A 14,604-nucleotide genomic window follows, 5' to 3' on the forward strand; every position below is an offset into this window, starting at 1 on the left:
TGAAAAGCAGATGATCAACTGGTTCAAATATGCATCGCCAAGAACGTTTTATCCGCTTGCCGGACGCCTGATCCCGTGGTTTGGCACAGCCGCCGTCCTGTTGACTGCGGCGGGGTTATACGCAGGTTTCTTCATGGCGCCCACCGACGCCCAGCAAGGCGAGGGATACCGCATTATCTTCGTGCATGTGCCCGCCTCATGGATGTCGATGTTCATCTATTTGGTGATGGCTTTCTGGGCCGCAGTGGGGCTGGTTCTCAACAGCCGCCTGTCGGCCATGATGGCATCGGCCCTGGCCCCCACCGGCGCCATGTTCACCTTTCTCTCCCTATGGACCGGCGCCTTGTGGGGCAAGCCCATGTGGGGAGCCTGGTGGGTGTGGGATGCGCGCCTGACCTCAGAACTGATTCTGTTCTTCTTGTACATGGCCTTCATTGCGCTCCAGTCGGCCGTGGACGACCCTCGGCGCGGCGACAAGGCCGCCGCCGTGCTGGCTCTTGTCGGCGTGGTGAACATTCCGATTATCTATTTCTCGGTCCAGTGGTGGAGCACCCTGCATCAGGGGGCCTCGGTCTCGCTGACACGCGCTCCGTCCATGGCAACGATCATGCTAGCCGGCATGCTGCTCATGGCCCTGGCCGCATGGGCGTACACCATCGCCACCGCACTAAGACGTATGCGCTGCATAATTCTGGAGCGCGAGCGCCATGCCGGGTGGCTGAACGAATTGAAGGAGATGAAAGAATGACATGGTCAAGTCCAACTGAATTCCTGGCCATGGGCGGCTATGGTGCATACGTATGGGGCGCCATGGGAATGTCCATCATCGCTGTGTGCGCCGAACAGATGCTTCTTGGACGGCGCCGTAGATCAGCGCTGCTGCAAGCAGTTCGCGAGCAGCGCATGCAAAAAAAGGCAGTCCAATGAAGAAGCGCCATCAACGCATCCTGCTCATTGGAGGCGGGCTGGCCGCCATCGCCATTGCGACGGCGCTCGTCCTCAATGCATTCCAGAATAATCTTGTGTTCTTCTTTACTCCTACGCAGGTCAATGCGGGGGAGGCTCCCCAGGAACGCCTCTTCCGCGTCGGGGGGATCGTGCAAGCGGGCAGCGTACGGCGTGACGGCCTAACCGTGCAGTTCGTCGTGACCGACAACGCCAAGACGGTACCCGTTAGCTACACGGGCATACTCCCCGACCTCTTCAGCGAAGGCAAGGGTGTAGTGGCGCAAGGCAGGCTTGAGCCTGGCGGCCGGTTCCTGGCCCAGGAGGTACTGGCAAAGCACGATGAAAACTACATGCCTCCCGAAGCTCAGCATGCATTGAACGAAGCCGAGAAAGCCACCAATGCAGGGAGGCCATGATCGTCATGCTTCCCGAGATCGGACATTTCTCACTAATCCTCGCACTATTCGTGGCGCTAGCGCAGGCCAGCATGGCCCTTGCGGGCGCCGCGCGTGGCAATGCCGCCTGGATCGCCCTCGCGCGTCCCGCCGCACGCGCTCAGTTTCTTTTGGTGTCCATCAGCTTTATCGCGCTTGGCGGGTCGTTCTTCGCCAACGACTTTTCAGTTCTCTACGTGGCACAGAACTCCAACTCTCAACTTCCCTGGTTCTATCGAATCGCCGCGACGTGGGGTGGACACGAAGGGTCGCTGCTGTTGTGGCTGCTGATGCAAACCGGATGGGCGTTTGCCGTAAGCTTTTTTTCAAGACAACTGCCCGAGGCTATGGTGGCGCGCGTACTGGGCGTGCTGGGCTTGGTCACCGTCGGATTTCTGCTGTTTGTACTGGCAACTTCCAATCCGTTCGAGCGGCTGATGCCTCCCGTCATGGAGGGGATGGACTTGAATCCGCTACTGCAGGATATCGGCCTGATACTTCATCCACCTTTACTGTATATGGGGTATGTCGGGTTCTCGGTGGCTTTCGCATTTGCCGTGGCCGCCTTACTGGCCGGAAAATTGGATTCTGCCTGGGCGCGATGGTCCCGGCCCTGGGCTACGGCTGCCTGGTTGTTTCTGACACTGGGCATCGCCCTGGGTAGCTGGTGGGCCTATTACGAACTCGGATGGGGCGGATGGTGGTTCTGGGATCCCGTGGAAAACTCGTCCTTCATCCCCTGGCTTGTCGGCACTGCCCTGATTCACTCCTTGGCCGTGACGGAAAAACGCGGCAGCTTCAAGAACTGGACAGTGCTCCTTGCCATCTGTACGTTCTCATTTTCCCTGCTGGGGGCCTTTCTAGTGCGTTCGGGTGTGCTGACGTCCGTGCACGCCTTTGCCACCGATCCCCGAAGAGGCGTGTTCCTGCTCATTCTTTTTGCTGTTGTGGTGGGAGCATCATTAGTGCTCTTTGCTCTGCGCGCCCCCAAAGTAAGCACAGGCGGCCAATTCTCATTGGTGTCGCGCGAGACTCTCTTGCTGGTGAACAATGTGCTGCTGGCTGCAGCGGCCGGCGCCGTAACCCTCGGAACCCTGTATCCGCTGCTGCTCGACGGCTTCGACCTAGGCAAGATTTCGGTCGGTCCCCCGTACTTCAATGCCATCTTCGTGCCGCTGATGATTCCCGCCCTGCTGCTTATGGCCATAGGGCCCGCAGCCAACTGGAAATCGGCGAAAATCGCGGCCTTGACAAAGCAGCTTCTGCATCCCGCATGGATAGCGCTGATCGTCGGCATCGGTGCCCCGCTCTTGCTGGGGCGATGGTCTGTGCTGATAGCGCTGGGACTGGGCCTGGCGGCCTGGATCGCGGCGTCGGTGGCCATCGGCGTGATGCAACGTGTGCGCGCCACCCGCAGTGGCCCGCTGAAACAGCCGCGCAGCTGGCTGGGAATGCATCTGGCTCATTTGGGCATTGCCGTGTTTGTCACGGGCGTCACGCTAGTCATGGGGTATGAAACCGAACAAGACCTACGCATGGAACCCGGCGCTACGGTGCAGGCGGGAAGCTATGACTTGACGTTCCGCGGGGTCACCAAGGCAACAGGCCCCAACTACGAGGCGGAAATTGGCGACGTGCTGCTCTCAAAGAACGGCAAAGCGCTGCGCACACTCCATCCCGAGAAACGCGATTACTTTTCATCGGACATGCCGATGACGGAAGCGGCCATTGACGCCAACGGCCTGCGGCACGTGTACGTCTCCTTGGGGGAACCTCTGGGCGGTGGATCGTGGAGCGTGCGGGTCTACTTCAAGCCGTTTGTCGATTGGATCTGGATCGGCTGTATCTTGATGGCACTTGGCGGGCTGTTGGCCATCAGCGATCGACGCTACCGGCTTAAACGCCGCCGGCGCCAAACAGACACGGCTGCCCATGGAGTTGACGCATGAATCGTTTTTTTTGGCCTTTGGCCGGACTGCTGTTACTGATAGGCCTATTGGCTATCGGCTTGACGTTGAAGCCCAGTGAAGTGCCTTCTCCGCTTATCGGCAAACCGGCACCCGTCTTTAGCTTGCCCAAGTTGGCAGCCCCGGACGAAACATTCTCGCCGCAATCCATGGACGGCAAGGTGTGGCTGCTGAATGTCTGGGCCTCGTGGTGCCCGCCCTGCCTTGAAGAGCACCCCGTCATTACCGATTTGTCGACCACCCACGGATTGTCGATTGTCGGTCTGAATTACAAGGATATGGCTGATGATGCAATCGCCTGGCTACAGCGCCATGGCGATGCCTATGAAGCAGTGATCACAGATCCCGAAGGCGTCGTCGGTATCGACTATGGTGTTTATGGCGTGCCGGAAACATATATCATCGATAAACAGGGTGTCATCCGCTACAAGCATATCGGCGCGGTCAGCTTCGGCGATGCTCGCGACACCATCCTGCCCCTGGTTCGAGAGCTGCAAAAATGAAGCGCATATGGCTGTTGCTGCTTTGCGCATCGGTTTGCCATCCCGTCTGGAGCAACGGCAGCGCGATTGAGGCGCGAATGCTGGATATCGCCACCGAGTTGCGCTGCCTAGTGTGCCAGAACGAATCAATTGCTGCCTCGCGCGCTGACTTTGCGAGGGACATACGGGAGCTGATTCGTAATCAGATCAAGGCGGGACGGTCAGAAGCTCAGATTCAGGATTTCCTGGTGGCGCGGTATGGCGACTTCATACTCTATCGGCCGCCATTGAAAGCTACCACGCTCTTTCTGTGGCTCGGACCCATGCTGCTGATGGTGGGCGGGCTCCTGGTGCTCGCCATGACACTGCGGCGCCGAAATAGAAACGCCGCGCCTGACCCGCTTGACGATGACGAACAACGCATGGCTGACGCCCTTTTACAGCGCAGCACCAGCGAAACTCATTCAAAAGGTAATTCATCATGAGCTTGCTCTTCGCTGGCATTGTGTCGTTGCTTTGCGCAACGGTGGCATTGTGGCTCGGCCGCGCCCTTTGGCGCGGCCCAGGCCAAGGTGATGAGATCGGGCATCACTCGGTCAACGCAACAGTTTTGCGCGATCAATTGGCTGAATTGGAAGGAGACGTCGCAAACCGTACACTATCCGAGCACGATTTTTCCGTGGCCAAGCAAGAGTTGCAGCGCCGCGCGCTGGATGAGGCGATACCTGGCTCGGCTCCCGCTACCGGTGCGCATAACAGCCGACGAGCAGCCGCGGTAGTGGGCATCGTCTTGCCTGTGGCCGCCCTGCTGGTGTACGCATACCTTGGCAGCCCGGCCGCAACGCGGCCCGCCCCAGCTCCCAGTGCTGCCACAATGACTCAGGCTGATGTGCAGAAGATGGTGGAATCTCTAGAGGCGCGCCTGAAAGAAAATCCGGACGATCCCGAGGGCTGGCTGATGTTGGGCCGCTCTTATCGATACTTTGGAAGATATGCAGATGCAGCCCAAGCTTTTTCCAAAGCTGCTCCCATCATCGAGGCGGACCCGCTTTCCCTGGCGGAATATGCCGAAGTGATCGCACGCAGCAGCGCAAGCGGATTTACCCAAGAAGCGACGCGACTACTTGACCGCGCCCTTACCCTCGACCCGGACGAACCATTCGCCCTCACCTTGGCGGGAAGGGCTGCATTCGAGCGCGGCGAATATCAGGCGGCCATTGGCTATTGGCAACAATTACTAGAACAGTTCCCGGCCGGTTCGGAAGCGGCCCAGGCGGTACTAAATGGCATTGATATGGCTCGACGAAGTGCTGGTGCCGCCTCTCCATAACCCATCAGCATACTTCGAACTCGCTTGGAAATCGCCTTCAAACCAGCTAATCGGTTTCTCGCATATAAGCCCGGGGACTGCACTTCTTCTCGGTAGATCGATTCCAGACAGCTTGTCCGGACATCGATGTACGCTTGGACACCAACCACAAATCGGTAGGCTTCGCAGCCCAGCGCATCGATATCGGTGTGCGCTACGGCATGGGGGACTGGCCAGGCCTGAAGGCCGACAAGCTCATGGATGAAGAAGCTTTTCCCGTATGCTCCCCTGAGCTGCTGCATCAGTTCAGGCAACTACGCAAGCCAAGTAATCTAATTCGCGAAACGCTGATCCATGACTTGACGATGGCCGGCCATGCGGGCTTCCCGACCTGGGAGGAATGGATGAAGAAAGCCGGCGTTAGCGACACAGCGACGATCCATCGCGGCATGCCCCTCAATAACTCTGCAGCCGTGCTGCAGGCAGCTATTGAGGGGCATGGCATCGCGCTCGCACGCAGCATCATGGCCCGCGACGATCTGTCGAGCGGGCGCCTCGTGAGGCTATTCCCAGACATCAGCTTAGCGTTGAATGCCTCTTATTACATCGTTTACCGACCCGAGTGCGCCAATCTACCCACACTAGCGGCATTCAGGGAGTGGTTAATCACTGAGGCGGATGACTAATCACAAAGTAAAATTTCAAACGGAAGGGCTGCGCTGTCGCCCAATCTCCCACGACACCCCACCGCCATGCACTGTTGCGGCGATCTGCTGGCCCAGCCGCTGCTCGATCACCGGTCGCCACGGCACCAGACTGAACCCCATGCCGTCATCAAGCATCGCGTAACGCCCGCTGACGAGCATGATTGAGCGTCGGTAGATACCGGCCACGCGCTGCCCATCAGCCACGGGCCGATGCTCCAGACCGGTTTCGGCGGCAATGTCCTTGGCAGCCCGCGCCAGTTCCCGATTGCGCAGCGTGCTCAGCAGATTGCCCGCCAGGATCACGCGCTGCCCGCGCCGCTGGGCCAGTCCTTGCTCTTCGAGGAAGTCGGCGCGCTGCTGCATGGCTTGTTTGGCCTCGCCACCAAAACCCATATCCTCCAGCCCCTTGCCGCGGCCAATCAACTGGTGATCAAGCCAGGTGGCCCCAATCACGCGAGTTTGCCGCTCGATGGGAAGGTGTGATTTCAGTTCCACCGCCACACCTCCCTGCCGCTGCGCGTCATACTGGCGGCCACGTTCGGGGAGGTCACGCGGTACTTTCCATAGTCCATCAGCCACGCGCTCCACAATTCCGGCGCGGCGCAGGGCTTCCAGCCGGCGAACATGCGCCGCGACGACTTCCTGCGGGTCGCGACCAGCTTTGGCGCGACCTTGCTCAATAGCAAGGTGGTGATCGATACGATACAAACCGTCGCTTGCCAGTTCCACGATGTTGCGGTCAGCCGCTCGAATGTCGGCGGAACCCTTCACTTCCACCACCGCGCCGGTTGGATAGTTGGCCGGTTCGTCGCGAGCATTGAGTGCAACGTAATGGGCCTTGCCGTCCACGCCGTCGATCACCAGATAGCCCCGGTCGCGCAGCTCATCATCCAGCCCCTTGGCCGCCACGCGCCCAACGATGACGCGTCCACCTCCATCATCATCTTGGCCCGGCTCGAATACGGCAAGTTCGCGTTGTTTTCCGCTCATGGCCCGCTGCATGGTGCGGATAATGTCGCCCCGCTCGCTCAGGGCGCGCAAGATTTTTTCAGCGTCGGTGTGCATGGCCCAGGTGCCGGGCTGTATTTCATCGGCCAGCCCTAGGCGCTGCAAGCGTTGCAGGCGACCGATCAGCAACAGGCGCTGGCGTTGCAATGTCGGCTCATTGAAGCGTTGGATCTGCACCCGTCCATCCTCTCCAATCTCACGTTGCAGGGTGCGATCCAGGCTCGTCCACCGTTCCTGCTCCACTTCGCGCTGCATGGCCTGCTGGATTTCCAGCTCGGTGCGCGGCCCCAGCCATTCGGTCGCCAGCTCAGAAGCGCGATGACGCAAGCCCTGGGCGATATAGTCGCCCGCAATGATGAGGTCTTGACCGGTCTCGTCGCGCCCGCGCACGATCAGGTGGGTGTGCGGGTTGTCGGTATTCCAGTGATCCACCGCCACCCAATCCAGGCGCGTGCCCAGGTCGGCTTCCATGCGGTTCACCAGATGCCGGGTGTAGGTGCGCAGGTCATCCAGCTCCGCGCCATCTTCGGGCGAGACAATGAAGCGGAAATGATGCCGGTCGTCTGCGCAGCGTTCCTTGAAGGCATCCAGATCGGCGACGTCCGTCTGTGGCCCATAGGCTTGGCCTGGCTCGCCATTGCGGCCCGCGCCGTCACGCTCGATGTAGCGCAGGTGCTTGGCAAGCGACTGTGGGCTGGCACGTTGCTGATTGACCAGCAGCGTCTTAATGGTCACGCGCCGCGAGAATGGCGTGAGATTGGCGCCTGCGAAGCGCGCCGCCGTATGGCCGCGACCCAGGCGTGCGCCGGGACGCTGACCGGTGCGTGCGCCACGGCTACCGGCTGCGGAATGACGCATCGAGGATTTGCCCCCGCTGGCCTTGCCGGTCTGCTTGAGCACCTTGGAAATAAAACCTTGGCCTTGACCCTTGCCCCGGTTCTTCGGGGCGCTGGGGCGCACCCGGAAATCATCATCGCGGCGGTCGCTCATGGCTACGCTTTCTGTAAGTTCTGACTGAAGCTGCGGCGTAGCCGGTCGTGTGAAGCACGCGGCAAGCCCTCTCTTGGCGCGAGCCTCGCGCCCCCAGCGGCACGACGGCAACGCCGCGTCGTGCCGCGCCACCCCCACGTGCAGACTGGCTTTGCGGGCGGCTGTGTGCCGCCCCCTTTTGTCTTGCCTTCCGCCTTTGCCTGTCGCTTTCGCTCCGGGCGTCGGCGGTCCGGCAGCGCTGTGCTGCCGACAGCCAGCCCGCCGGCGAACGCGCCAATGGCCGCAGGCCGGGCGCGTTCGAGGCAAGACGCCTGCTCGTTGGACGGCTGCGCCGGATGTTGCGCGAGGCGCGGCGCGAATGCGCCCGTGCTGCACGCGCGACGACACGGCGGCAGCAGCCGGAACAGCATGCCCGATGGCACGATGAGATGCACGGCAACGTGCAGCGAATCGGCGGCCATCATGGATGTGTCTCCAGCCAGATCGGATGCGCGACGCCAATCACGCCGGATGCGCTGACCGGGCCGAAATAACGGCTGTCGAACGACGCCGGATGTGTGGCGCTCAGCAGGAACAGTTCGCTCTCAAGGAGTGGTCGGCAATGCGGCCAGAAGGGCAGCGGCCGGCCTAGCCGGTCGGCAGGCAGTGCGGCGGCCACCGGCACGCCGTCGATACGCACCTGACCGTCGATAATGCAGACGTGCTGCGGCGCGACGGCGCCCACACGTTTGAGCAGCGGGATATGTGCGGGCAGGTAGCCGCGCTGCGCGGCCAGTACGGCGGCGTCAGCAGGCAATCGAGTCAGAACAATACTGCCCACTTCCAGCCGACGGGGCAGCGAACCGGACTGATGTTGGAATGGTTTGACGCGATACCAGCCGGCCGGAACGCTGCTGGACGGGTTGTAGATCAGGCGCGGTAGCGGCTGCACGAACGTCGCCCAGGCGAGCGCCGCGAGGCCAACGGCGGCGAAGCCCGCCAGGACGATGCGAGCGCGCACGCGTGAGCGAGGAAACGGCGCGACTTCGGGTGTGCGGGCGGTGGTGGAATCGGGGGTCATGACAGCGCCCTCCCAGCCAGCCAGGCAGTGTGCCGCTCAATGGTGTATTCGGGCAACGCCAGGCGGGCCGCCAAACGGTTGCCCAGCGTGCGCCAGTACGCTGGCGATGTAGCGGCGGGCACGATGCCCAGCGCCTCGATGGCGTCAATGCGCTCCAGCACAGAACGAACTGGATGATTACCTTCGACGTTCAGCAGCAAACGCGCACCGGGCTGCACGCCGGGAATGCGCTGCGCCGCGTCCAACGGTGTGCAAGCCTGCATTACCATGAGCTGCCAGCGTACCGTGCCGTAATCGTTGGCCTGCCAGCGGACGCGGCAGAACATCACGCCCGGCATAAACACCGCCCAGCGCCGCCAGCGATCCAGCCGGATCATATGTGCCGGTTCGCCAAAACGCAGATAGAGATTGAAATGCGGTTCGATCGTGGCGAGCGCCACCCGCGTCAGCGGCACGCTGTTGGCTTGGTTGGCAAGCGTGGCGGATAGCGGCAGCGATGCCGCCGTCGCCGCGCCAAAAGCAGGCGAAGCGGATGTATTCATGGCGTGTCCTCTTTGCGATGTTCTGGAAACTCGCGCTCCAGCAGACCGCGCAGCAGGTCGGCCACGGTCACGCCTTGCGTGAAGGCCGACACCTTGATGCGTGCGCGCAGCGCGGGGGTGATGTCCAGCGTCAGGCGGGCGGTGTAGCAGTCGCCCTTGTTCAGTGCGCCGGCGTCGCCCTGGCGAATCCACGCCTCGGCGTGTGGATTCACGGGCGGACGCATACCTATTCCGACGCGCTTGGCCGGGCGTTTGCTGTTCGGTGGCAGCCTCGCTGTCATGTCGGCCACCGCAGCAGTTCATCGACCAGCGCGGTGATTTCACGCGCCGCCGCGCTGTCGGGCGCTGTCTCGCGTGCCAGCCGCCCGGCGGCCACGCTGTCGGCAAAGACGATTCTTTGCCGGACCTCGGCGCGCAGCGTCGGCAGCGGCTGGTCGGCGAGCGCCTGGCGCGCTTCGCGCCCAATGACGGTGGTGCTGACCCGTCGATTGATGACAAAGGCCGCTTGCAAGGCGGGCCGGAACACCTGGGCCTCGCGAATCAGCGCCACCATCTCGGCGCTGGCCCACAAGTCGTAAGGGCTGGGCTGAACGGGAATCAGCACATAGTCGGCCGCCAGCAGCGCGGAGCGCGCCAGGGCGGCGATGCGTGGCGGCCCGTCGATCACGACATGATCGGCCCGCCTGGCCAGCTCTGGCGCTTCCTGATGCAGTGTTTCGCGGGCCAGGCCCACGGCGCTGAACAGCCTTGGTAGCCCTTGCTGGCTTCTGCGTTGCGTCCAGTCCAGGGATGAGCCTTGCGGGTCGGCGTCCAGCAGGATGACCTGCTGACCGCGCAGCGCGAGTTCTCCAGCGATGTGGGTGGCGAGTGTGGTCTTGCCGGCGCCCCCTTTCTGGTTGAGCAAGGCAATAATCATGGCGCAGCCCTCCCACCTGGAATGCCTGTCTGTTTTTGCCTTGCCAGACGGGCATGGTGCTTCGGCTGATTTTGCTGTTCAGACCGCCCCGATTGTTGGTTTTTGGAAATTGCCCACTGACATTGTGCTTCTCTATTAAAAGTTAGAGTAGTTAAGTTAGGTAAGTTAAGGGGCGCGCAAAGCCAGCTATGGCGCGGGGTTTCGGCCGTTTTTGTTGCCTGATAGCACGAGGATCTGTTGCCTGATAGCACGAGTGTTCCGTTGCCTGATAGCACGACACTATCCACAGGATATTCACAGCTTACCCACAGACTTATCCCCGTGCCGTGGGCGGCACGGGCCGGAACGTGAGCAGTTCGGTTTTGTCCTCCGGTATGAGTTCGATGCCCAGGACGTAGCCCGGCAGCGATTGGCGCGCAACCAAGGCACGCAAGTCGGCGGCAAAGTCGTAGAAGCGGGCTACGCTGCCTGATTTGCGGTACAGGTGCCGGAAGTCGAATTGCCAGCCGTCCGGCTGCTTGCCGCCGTGCTTGCGCACCAGGCGGTACAGCCAGCGTTCGATGCCGCCCGTCAGGCGGAAGTATGCCGGGTCGATGGTCAGCACCAGGGCCGCATCCATCACCCCGGCATAGAACCAGTCCGGCAGAATCAGTTCGATGCCCAGCGGCTTGCCGTCGGCATCGGCCAGCTCCTTCCATTCGTTGATCCACGAGAAGCGGTGCAGCCGCCGCCCCGTGGTTTCGCGGATGGATGTGGCCACGCTGGTCGATTGCAGACGGTCGAGGGCGGCTTTCAGGCGCTGGTAGTCGCGCAAGGACGTACCGCGCCCAATGAAGCGCAGGATCTCGTAGGGACGCACCTGCATCAACCGTGAGCTGCGGATGCCCGCATCGCGAGCTTGCACGATCTGACTGGCGGCCCAGATCAGAATGTCGGCATCCCAGATCGTGGCAATGCCATGTTCGGCTGTCCCCTCCACGCGGATGGTGATATTGCCGCTGCGAAAGTCGATGGGCGCAACGCGCCGCGACTTCGCCAACGAGAAAAAGGGATAGGCCATCAAATCCTGAGCATCGCGCGGCGCCATGTCTTCGCCCGGTAGTGCGCGGAACAACGCCAGTTGTTCGCGCTGCGGCGGGGGTCGCAGCCGTGATGACTGCGAGGGACTGGACATGGCGATGGCCGCCGGCACCCGAACGCTCAGCGGCCGTCACGATAATCACCCGCATGGCGCTGGGCGTACTCCGGGTCGGAGGTCGCCTCGTAGCTGCGCGCATCAGCCCAGGTGTCCAGGTCGGCCACCGCATACATGACGCGCCGGCCGAATTTGCGAAACGTCGGCCCGCCGCCGATCACGCGCTGCTTTTCCAGCGTGCGCGGCGACAGGCGCAGGTACTGGGCGGCTTCGTCGTTGGTCAAGTAGCGTTGGGGCTGCGCGGGCGGGGCAATGGGTGCGGCGGCAGGTCGTAAGGGAGCGGGTCGCATGACATGAACCTCCATCGTTCGGTAGAACCGGCGGCACCAGCGCTGCCGGATGGAGACAGTCTCAACAAAGCCGGGCGACTTGCTCAGGGACGTTTTGCAGGGGATGAAGATCGTCCCTGTACAGGCTCGGGCAACTGTGCCAGGCGGCGGTAGCCGCCGCGCATCAGCGCATCGCCTCGCCGAACCAGGCGGCGCATGCGAGCGCGCATAGCGCCATCGGCATGCCAGTCGCGGGCCACCGCCTTGGAGCCAAACAGCCCTTCGGCGATGTCGCGCAAGGACGCACCCGCCAGGGTCGCGTCGAGCGCTTGCAAGGTGTGCAGTTCCTGCAAGGCCGACAAGGCGGGCCGGGGCCGCACCACGGCAATGGGAACGGCGTCGTTGACCAGAGCCAGATTGTTCATTTCCAGCGTGAGCGCTTGCGCGTGCGCAAGAAGATCGGCGCCGGCGCGCACGGCATAGACGTAGGCCATGCCGTCTGCCAGGCCAGGGGCCACCGCCAGCCGCAGGCAGCTACCCGGCCAACGCACCCGCAGCACCAGGCGTACACCGTCGTGAATCAGGGATTTGTCACCGGGGATGCGCCAGAGCGTGAATAGCGTGGCACCCGGCATGGGGTCGGCGTCCGGGTAAAGATGAACGCCATGAGAATTAGGGAACCAGATCGGATGTGCGTCACGCGCATCCAGGGCGGGGTCTTCCAGCAGGCGCAAGCCCCAGCGCTGCGCCGTGGGCTGCGCGGCTTCCGGCTGCTGGGAATGGCGCAGCCAATCTTGCCGGTAATCAGGATGGCGGCGCAGATATTCCCAGGCCAGCGCCGGGCCATCCAAGTGCAGGATGTAGAGATACGCGGCAACCGGATGCCAGTGCTTGGCGAGCGAATCGGCCATGACGCAACCCCCTTTGACTCAGCGGGGCAGCACCATCGGAAAATAAACACGAGCCAATAAACACAAGCCAGTTTCAATACGTTAAGATTTAACTACCAATCGCATAAAATGAAACTAAAAACATCAAGTCCGATTGCGTCTTAACCATTGCACCAGTGATCAGAATGCGATGATGGCACCGCTGAAGAATCAGCAAGCAGCATCCATGACCCTGCCGCATTTCGCGCAGAAGATCATGACTATTTAAGTCTGGGCCGTCGCGTATTCATGCAAGACTCATGATTCAGACCGTCACGGTCTTGAACATGACTGAAATAGTCACAATGCGCCTGGATGAGATGGGCTGCGCGGCTCGTATTGCGACTGCCTGTTAATCCGTGATCGAACCGTTTTCTTGCGCCAGGCGCACGTATTCCGAGAGCGGGCGCACCGCCTGGAAATAGCGGTCGCGCATCACGGGCTGCTTGCGTGGGCCGACGATGGAGGCCAAGGCGGAAAGCTGCACAGTGCCCAGCGCCGGCATGCCTATCCCCAGGTCGATCAGCCCATACGCCGTGTCGCCATCAGCCGGATCGAGTGCGGTCAGCAGCCAGGTCGCATGCGCGTCCGGCGTGAAAAGCCGCACGACCGGCGGCGGGTCGATACGCTGGCCCGCAGCGCGGGCCTGCCCGTGAGCGAGCAGTTGTGCGCGTTCGTCGTCGGTGATGAGTGAAAGGTTCACGTGTGCTCTGCCAAAACGTAAAACCGCTGATCTGCCTTTGTGCATTTGTGCGAAGACCCGAAAGCGGTTTGTCTCGAATCCGTAAAAGCGGGCAATCGTAATGCCGATTGTGCGCAAGCCCTGAAAAGCACGCTTGCGCATCTGCGCTTTAAAAGGAATCCACCTTGACGGGTTTGCGTCATTACACAAGAAAAAGCTGAAATCTGGATGAATGAGTTAAAGATAACGTGGTTTTAATTGTGCCGCCAAACGACGCTTGTGTCTATGCAAAAGCGTCCCATACAGCGCGGTCGGCCACCCGGCGCCACCACCTTTGATGCCGAACTGGCCCAGGCCTTCGGCAGTGCGGTGCGTGCGCTGCGCACGGAACGCGGCATTGCCCAGGAAATGCTGGCGAATCTCGCGGGTATTGAACGCTCGCACCTGGGCAAGATCGAGCGTGGCGAGCACATGCCGACGCTGGCGATCATCTTCAAGATCGCCAGTGCGCTGGAATGCAGCACGGCAGTGCTCATGACTCAAACAGAACACCAACTTACCGAAGGTAAGGTCTAACGATAAGGTCTGTGGCGGCTGCGCAGCCATGGGCCTTTGGGTGGATATGCGCCCCGCCAAAGGGCGGGGCGCGGTGGTTTAAACCACTTGTGGCTTGCTGCGCGTCCAGAGCAGATCATGCGTACCGTCCTCACCTTCGATCAGGCGGGCATAGACGGTGGCCGGGAACGAGGGGTCATCCAGAGTTACCGACAAGTATTCCCGCCCGGCCTCGCTGGTTTTCTTCCACGCCGCGCCGATGTCATGACTCGCCGCCTGCAAGCGGAAGTCGGGGGCTTTGTCGTTTTCGCCCTTGTCGTTGGCAACCAGCTTGACCTTGACGTTGAGCGTCAGGGTGCGCAGGGTGCCGGTGTAGCCGTCTTTGTCTGCGGTGAAGGTGCCGATGTTGGCCATGATGATTCTCCTTTCAGGAAATCAAGGTCGCGCCAGTGCGTCCTTGTTGTGATCCGGTCGGCGGGGGTGGGCGGGCCGCACCGCGCCAGCGGCCGTAACAACGTGAAGGGCCGGGAAGCACAAAGAATTTGTCCCGCGAGGAAGCCGCCCGCGGCGGCGGGGAAATTGTTTGTGCTGGACGGTTGCGACCAATAAGC

The 14,604-nt window shown here is 61.7% G+C and carries 18 protein-coding genes and 1 pseudogene; 9 read left to right on the forward strand and 10 right to left on the reverse strand.

The genetic code is table 11. The features are described from left to right. Positions 1-10 precede the first annotated feature (10 nt). From ccmC to RE432_RS18145, 7 genes and pseudogenes are all read left to right on the forward strand, one after another. The gene (gene ccmC / locus RE432_RS18115) at positions 11-748 is read left to right on the forward strand and encodes a heme ABC transporter permease CcmC (protein WP_310934934.1); all 738 of its coding nucleotides are present in this window, start codon (positions 11-13) and stop codon (positions 746-748) included. 175 nt (positions 749-923) lie between these two features. Continuing rightward, on the forward strand, positions 924-1,364 hold the full coding sequence (gene ccmE / locus RE432_RS18120; protein ID WP_310934935.1) for a cytochrome c maturation protein CcmE: 441 nt from the start codon (positions 924-926) through the stop codon (positions 1,362-1,364). A 5-nt stretch (positions 1,365-1,369) separates the two neighbouring features. After that, positions 1,370-3,331: a heme lyase CcmF/NrfE family subunit gene (locus tag RE432_RS18125; RefSeq protein ID WP_310935218.1), complete on the forward strand. Its 1,962-nt coding sequence runs from the start codon at positions 1,370-1,372 to the stop codon at positions 3,329-3,331. Further along, a complete protein-coding gene (locus RE432_RS18130; protein WP_118994214.1) occupies positions 3,328-3,852 on the forward strand; it encodes a DsbE family thiol:disulfide interchange protein in 525 nt (174 codons plus the stop codon). Before RE432_RS18125 ends, RE432_RS18130 begins: the two co-directional genes overlap by 4 nt. Further along, the gene (locus RE432_RS18135; protein WP_118994213.1) at positions 3,849-4,316 is read left to right on the forward strand and encodes a cytochrome c-type biogenesis protein; all 468 of its coding nucleotides are present in this window, start codon (positions 3,849-3,851) and stop codon (positions 4,314-4,316) included. The genes RE432_RS18130 and RE432_RS18135 overlap by 4 nt, the downstream gene beginning before the upstream one ends. Further along, complete coding sequence (gene ccmI, locus RE432_RS18140) at positions 4,313-5,161, forward strand: c-type cytochrome biogenesis protein CcmI (protein ID WP_118994212.1); 849 nt, start codon at positions 4,313-4,315, stop codon at positions 5,159-5,161. Before RE432_RS18135 ends, ccmI begins: the two co-directional genes overlap by 4 nt. A 92-nt stretch (positions 5,162-5,253) precedes the next feature. Beyond that, positions 5,254-5,826: pseudogene (locus RE432_RS18145) on the forward strand (LysR substrate-binding domain-containing protein); the annotation flags it as partial. 15 nt (positions 5,827-5,841) lie between these two features. On the opposite strand, the gene RE432_RS18150 reads toward RE432_RS18145, so the two are convergent. The 5 genes from RE432_RS18150 to parA all read right to left on the reverse strand — a co-directional run bounded on the left by RE432_RS18150 (position 5,842) and on the right by parA (position 10,363). Then, the gene (locus tag RE432_RS18150) at positions 5,842-7,845 is read right to left on the reverse strand and encodes a relaxase/mobilization nuclease and DUF3363 domain-containing protein (RefSeq protein ID WP_310934936.1); all 2,004 of its coding nucleotides are present in this window, start codon (positions 7,843-7,845) and stop codon (positions 5,842-5,844) included. Positions 7,846-8,305: 460 nt separating this feature from the next. Then, positions 8,306-8,905 carry a S26 family signal peptidase gene (locus RE432_RS18155; RefSeq protein WP_118994208.1) on the reverse strand — a complete coding sequence of 200 codons (600 nt, stop codon included), beginning with the start codon at positions 8,903-8,905 and terminating at the stop codon, positions 8,306-8,308. Then, on the reverse strand, positions 8,902-9,447 hold the full coding sequence (locus tag RE432_RS18160) for a DUF2840 domain-containing protein (protein WP_118994207.1): 546 nt from the start codon (positions 9,445-9,447) through the stop codon (positions 8,902-8,904). Before RE432_RS18160 ends, RE432_RS18155 begins: the two co-directional genes overlap by 4 nt. Further along, positions 9,444-9,728 (reverse strand): chromosome partitioning protein ParB, encoded by a 285-nt coding sequence (locus RE432_RS18165; RefSeq protein ID WP_310934937.1) that lies wholly within the window; start codon positions 9,726-9,728, stop codon positions 9,444-9,446. Before RE432_RS18165 ends, RE432_RS18160 begins: the two co-directional genes overlap by 4 nt. Further along, positions 9,725-10,363, reverse strand: a complete 639-nt coding sequence (parA, locus tag RE432_RS18170; RefSeq protein WP_310934938.1) for a ParA family partition ATPase — start codon at positions 10,361-10,363, stop codon at positions 9,725-9,727. Before parA ends, RE432_RS18165 begins: the two co-directional genes overlap by 4 nt. Here parA and RE432_RS18175 point away from each other — a divergent pair. After that, positions 10,362-10,502: a hypothetical protein gene (locus tag RE432_RS18175; RefSeq protein ID WP_310934939.1), complete on the forward strand. Its 141-nt coding sequence runs from the start codon at positions 10,362-10,364 to the stop codon at positions 10,500-10,502. The two genes, parA and RE432_RS18175, sit on opposite strands and share 2 nt — an antisense overlap. Positions 10,503-10,676: 174 nt before the next feature. On the opposite strand, the gene RE432_RS18180 is transcribed toward RE432_RS18175, so the two are convergent. The 4 genes from RE432_RS18180 to RE432_RS18195 all read right to left on the reverse strand — a co-directional run bounded on the left by RE432_RS18180 (position 10,677) and on the right by RE432_RS18195 (position 13,459). After that, positions 10,677-11,537 (reverse strand): replication initiator protein A, encoded by an 861-nt coding sequence (locus tag RE432_RS18180; protein ID WP_310934940.1) that lies wholly within the window; start codon positions 11,535-11,537, stop codon positions 10,677-10,679. Between the two features lie 26 nt (positions 11,538-11,563). Continuing rightward, complete coding sequence (locus RE432_RS18185) at positions 11,564-11,848, reverse strand: helix-turn-helix domain-containing protein (RefSeq protein WP_310934941.1); 285 nt, start codon at positions 11,846-11,848, stop codon at positions 11,564-11,566. An 83-nt stretch (positions 11,849-11,931) separates the two neighbouring features. Then, on the reverse strand, positions 11,932-12,738 hold the full coding sequence (locus tag RE432_RS18190; protein WP_118994204.1) for a DUF2285 domain-containing protein: 807 nt from the start codon (positions 12,736-12,738) through the stop codon (positions 11,932-11,934). 370 nt (positions 12,739-13,108) lie between these two features. Then, a complete protein-coding gene (locus RE432_RS18195; protein WP_118994203.1) occupies positions 13,109-13,459 on the reverse strand; it encodes a DUF2958 domain-containing protein in 351 nt (116 codons plus the stop codon). Positions 13,460-13,723: 264 nt separating this feature from the next. Here RE432_RS18195 and RE432_RS18200 point away from each other — a divergent pair, with 264 nt between their 5' ends. Next, positions 13,724-14,014, forward strand: coding sequence for a helix-turn-helix transcriptional regulator (locus RE432_RS18200; RefSeq protein ID WP_310934942.1), 291 nt, complete (start codon positions 13,724-13,726; stop codon positions 14,012-14,014). Between the two features lie 78 nt (positions 14,015-14,092). Here RE432_RS18200 and RE432_RS18205 read toward each other — a convergent pair whose 3' ends face one another. Next, positions 14,093-14,407, reverse strand: coding sequence for a DUF736 domain-containing protein (locus tag RE432_RS18205; RefSeq protein ID WP_310934943.1), 315 nt, complete (start codon positions 14,405-14,407; stop codon positions 14,093-14,095). Positions 14,408-14,604 lie beyond the last annotated feature (197 nt).

Source organism: Pusillimonas sp. SM2304 (assembly GCF_031628915.1).
Classification (GTDB): domain Bacteria; phylum Pseudomonadota; class Gammaproteobacteria; order Burkholderiales; family Burkholderiaceae_B; genus Pusillimonas_C.